7 protein-coding genes are annotated in these 4,016 nt (G+C 38.3%); all 7 read right to left on the bottom strand.

All coding sequences use genetic code 11. From position 1 onward, the window contains the following. Positions 1-262 (bottom strand): cyclic nucleotide-binding domain-containing protein (locus RQ763_RS10310; protein WP_314152854.1); only part of this gene is annotated, 262 nt, incomplete at its 3' end. Next, the gene (locus RQ763_RS10305; protein ID WP_314152853.1) at positions 259-690 is read right to left on the bottom strand and encodes a hypothetical protein; all 432 of its coding nucleotides are present in this window, start codon (positions 688-690) and stop codon (positions 259-261) included. The genes RQ763_RS10310 and RQ763_RS10305, both read right to left, overlap by 4 nt. A gap of 8 nt (positions 691-698) precedes the next feature. Further along, complete coding sequence (locus RQ763_RS10300) at positions 699-1,646, bottom strand: hypothetical protein (RefSeq protein WP_314152851.1); 948 nt, start codon at positions 1,644-1,646, stop codon at positions 699-701. Next, positions 1,647-2,315: an ABC transporter ATP-binding protein gene (locus tag RQ763_RS10295; RefSeq protein ID WP_314152850.1), complete on the bottom strand. Its 669-nt coding sequence runs from the start codon at positions 2,313-2,315 to the stop codon at positions 1,647-1,649. It lies immediately after the preceding gene. Continuing rightward, a complete protein-coding gene (locus RQ763_RS10290; protein ID WP_314152848.1) occupies positions 2,315-3,490 on the bottom strand; it encodes an ABC transporter permease in 1,176 nt (391 codons plus the stop codon). The genes RQ763_RS10295 and RQ763_RS10290 overlap by 1 nt, the downstream gene beginning before the upstream one ends. Then, positions 3,487-3,786 carry a hypothetical protein gene (locus RQ763_RS10285; protein WP_314152847.1) on the bottom strand — a complete coding sequence of 100 codons (300 nt, stop codon included), beginning with the start codon at positions 3,784-3,786 and terminating at the stop codon, positions 3,487-3,489. The genes RQ763_RS10290 and RQ763_RS10285 overlap by 4 nt, the downstream gene beginning before the upstream one ends. Continuing rightward, the coding region (locus RQ763_RS10280) for a nitrous oxide reductase accessory protein NosL (protein ID WP_314152845.1) at positions 3,779-4,016 on the bottom strand (238 nt) is incomplete at its 5' end. The genes RQ763_RS10280 and RQ763_RS10285, both read right to left, overlap by 8 nt.

Genomic DNA, 4,016 nt, shown 5'->3' with positions numbered 1-4,016 from the left:
GCATCCCCTCAAAATTTGCAACCTCGCCTATAAGCTCATTGTCGTGAAAGTATTTAAGCACTACCTCTTTATGGTTTGATGATGTTTTATAGAGCTTAATCACACCCTTGGCCAAAAGATATAGGTATTTAGGCTCATCGCCCTCATAAAATACAATATTATCTTTGGCAACTCTGTGTTCCGTAGTAAAATTTTCTATCTTGTTAATTGTCTCTTCATCTATATTTTGAAAAAGAACTATATTTTCTAAATGTACTCTCATTTTATTCTTTTTAATACCTCATTGTAGGCGATGACTTCTTCGCCCTCTTTTATAAACTCTTTTGATTTATAAGCACTAAATCCAAATGCCATAGGAGTTATATTGTTAGTTGTGTAAAATGCTTTTCTAGCGTTTATCCACTCTCCCGTGTGAGCATCTGTAATCCAAATAGCAACACTATCTTTGTAGGCGATATCTTCCTCATTGAACCATAAAGCCATACATCCAATATCATCAAATTTGTATACTCTTTTCGCAATGGGGTCCATAAGCTGCAATGTATTTTTTCTGTCACTTAAAACCATTACGCATCTATCGCACATATCTCTGTCCCAATGTATTGTTGCGAGACCACGACTGTCCTCTTTTTCACAACCTAAAAACATAAACACTAGCAACGAAAATAGAATAATCTTGAACTTTACCATATACATCCCTATAGAAAAACACCATTTTTCATGTAGTACACAACTACATACACAGACAATAATATAACATAAAGAGAATTAAATAAAAGTGAGGTTTTGTAGCTTCTCTCCCCCTCTTTTGCAAAACTAACAGATATTCCATGAAATGTCCCCAAAAAAAGAAGAGTATATACTAGATACCCCACATAATAGTAGTCACTCTGCAAAAAGCAGAACGGGCAGTGGTGTGATGGAAGCTCGTAGATATATGTGCCGAAAAAAAGTATCAGAGAAATAAGCGAGATAGGTATAAAAAGAAAATTTAAAAATGAGAAAATATATCTGTTTTTTACAAAATAAAATAGAACAATCAAGAGGTAACTACCATAAAACAGAGCAACCAAAACAGAGGTATCCAGTAAAAAAAGCGAAGATATCGCGGAGGTAGAAGTGCTTGAGTAAATAGTTCCACAGCAGCTTACCATCTTGTCAATCTCAATGGAGCTAAACATAACTGTCTCTAAAATAACCTCTGCCACAAAGAGAAAAAACAGAGGTATAAAAAATCCAAATTTCATCCTTGTATAGGGCTGCTGCTTATCGCTCAAGTCTTGTGAATGAAGTTTTAGCCACAGAGCAAAAAGATAGATATTTAAGATTTTTAAAACAATCAGAGAAGCTCCTGTCTGCGTCGCATCGACCACGCCTGCCGCGCACATGGCTCCGGTTATAACATTGGAAATCTTATCAAGCGTAAATATAAAAAAGAGAAAAAGAGCTGTTTTGGTTATTAAAATATACTTTATAATCGTAGCACCCAAAAAACTCTGCTTCTCAAGCTCATACTGAGAGGCGGAGGATGAGTTCATGTTCCACTTTAGGTAGATTCTAACACTAAGAAAAAATGCAACGGAGGCGAAGATTGCAAATATTGCATTTAAGATAAATATTGCAAGAACTTCGGGAGTTAAAAACATCTAAAGCATACTTCCATGGTGCAGCTCTATCTCTTTGTCTGCAAAAGAGAGCCCGAAAAAGAGAGGGTCATGCGTTGCTACCACTACTGTTTTTCCCTCGGCTTTTAACTCTTTTAACATCTCTATAAGATGCAGCGACAACTTTTCATCCAGATTTGCCGTAGGCTCGTCCGCTAAAATAATCTTGGGATTGTTAATATTTGCTCTGGCAATTGCCACCCTTTGCTGCTCTCCGCCTGAGAGATTTTTGACAATTTGAGCGGCTTTATGCTCAATATGAAACATTTTTAAGACTCTCAAGAGTCTCTCCTCTATCTCTTTTTTGCTGAGATTCATGGGAACAAGCGGCAAAATAATATTCTCTTTGACGCTAAGAGTAGAAATAAGGTTGTATTTTTGAAAAACAAACCCTATGTTGTGGCGTCTATACTCGGATGCGAAGTTGTCAGCAAGCTTGGAAATTTTATCTCCATCTACCTCTACCTCTCCGCTTGTCGGCTTGCTAAGTGCGGCGATAAGCGATAGAACGGTGCTCTTTCCGCTTCCGCTGGCACCTCTAAGCACTACAAACTCCCCCTCTTTAATCTCTAGACTTATCTTTTTTAAAGCAGTTACAGTATCTGCATTGTTTGCCATATACTCTTTGACTACATCTTTTAGTTTTATCACTATCTTATAACCTCATCAGCTTCGAGTGTAGCGCTTCTCCATGCGGGGATAATCGTAGCCGCTATATAGATTGGTACGCTTAGAAAAAATATGAGCGCCATGGTCTGCACATCAAGAACAAAAGGGAGATTAAAGGATGTCTTCAGCTGCGAGTAGCCCACAAAGATGTTTTGCATAAGAGGAGCCCTTAGGACATAAACAAAAAAGAGAGCGAAAACAGTCCCCGTCATGTAGGAGAAAAACGAGACCACAAACCCCTCATAAAACCTCTCTTTTAAAACATCATCAACCATCCATCCAAGAGCTTTGAGTATCCCTATCTCTCTCTTCTCTTCACTGCTAAGTCCGCTTGCTTTGTCGTAGATAATTATAAAAAAGGTAAAGAGCGAGACAATAAAGAGTGCTAGAAAAACCCCGCTTTTATAGTCAAAAATATTTTGATAGCTTATTTTTAAATCATCTTTTGTAACCACTCTTGCATCTGGGTACATAAGCTTTATCTTTGAAGCAATGGTCGCTATCTCGTTTGGATTTGCAACCTTTGCCACTATGTCCGTCGCCTTTGTCTCATCAATCCCAAAAATCTCTCTAATGTTTTTTTTGCTCATAACTATGACGTCGTTTGACTCAAGCTCGGTATCGCCCTCAAATGTGCCGCCTATGTGAACTCTCTTTAGAGTTCCCTCAGGCTTTATAAAGTTGAAGTACTCTTTGTAGTAGCTCTCATCCATAACTCTCTTAACGCCCTCGCCTACCATCATAGAGGAGCCATCAAAATCAAGCAAGTCTGCAACACCCTTGAGCGACTCTTTGTACTGCTCTTCATACTCTTCGATTCCAACGAGAGTGAAGTTTACCCCAGCATTTTCAAAGTAGTAGTAGCCCCACACTCTTGCAACTGCGCTCTGCACACCGCTCATCTGCAAAATATCATCTACAACCCTTATATCTATCTCATCTTGACGTCCAGCTTTAATCTTTTGAATAGTTATCTCAGGAAGTGAGTCGAGGGTGGAGTAGAGCTCATGCTTTATAGAGTTTGTAATAAAAAAGAGCGAGCTAAGCAAAAATATAAGAGCGCTCAAAACCAAGAAGATAAAAAATGTTTTATATTTCTGGCGAAGCAGAGAGTTTATGGCATACTCGGTTATGTAGAGGTTAAACTTGCTTCTCATTTTTCCTCTTTTAAAATATCGAAACTGCTATAAACATAGGTAGACGCAAAGTACTCTCTTAGGGTACCGTCATCTCTATAGATTGAGAAAAAATCGCTTAAGCTTCTATGTCTGATATATGAAGCCTCTGTTGCAATGCAAAGATCCGGAAGCTGCACGGTTTCTACAAACTCTCTTTTGTTTTTCAGTGCTGCTTCATCTATGCCTTTTGCTAGAGAAAGATAGCCTATCTCTGCAAACAGAAGAGCACTTAGAGCAAAAAAAGAGTAGATAAAAATAGTGCTTTTTCTATTCATCTAGCTTCTTAATCTCCATCTCTGTTATCTCGTCAAACCTTAGTATTTTTGAGCCTTTATGATCCATGTAGAAAGTTTTTGCCTCACTCTCTTTTGCAAAAGGTATAAGCTCCTCTCCCATCGGACCATAAACATCACTCCCAACCACATAGTAAGCCTCTTTGGCACTTATAGCTTTTTGGGAGTAGTAGTCGCTCACAAGCATCTTAGAGATGCCCTCTTTATGCAAA

This window comes from Sulfurimonas sp. (genome assembly GCF_032250635.1).
Classification (GTDB): Bacteria; Campylobacterota; Campylobacteria; order Campylobacterales; family Sulfurimonadaceae; genus Sulfurimonas.
Note: the sequence above shows the minus strand (reverse complement) of the source record. Positions and strands in the feature narration are given on the sequence as shown.

Excerpts from the sequence above, each read along its gene's own strand:
- RQ763_RS10305 (WP_314152853.1), bottom strand. The coding sequence starts at position 690 with ATGGTAAAGTTCAAGATTATTCTATTTTCGTTGCTAGTGTTTATGTTT.
- RQ763_RS10300 (WP_314152851.1), bottom strand. The coding sequence starts at position 1,646 with ATGTTTTTAACTCCCGAAGTTCTTGCAATATTTATCTTAAATGCAATA.
- RQ763_RS10290 (WP_314152848.1), bottom strand. The coding sequence starts at position 3,490 with ATGAGAAGCAAGTTTAACCTCTACATAACCGAGTATGCCATAAACTCT.
- RQ763_RS10285 (WP_314152847.1), bottom strand. The coding sequence starts at position 3,786 with ATGAATAGAAAAAGCACTATTTTTATCTACTCTTTTTTTGCTCTAAGT.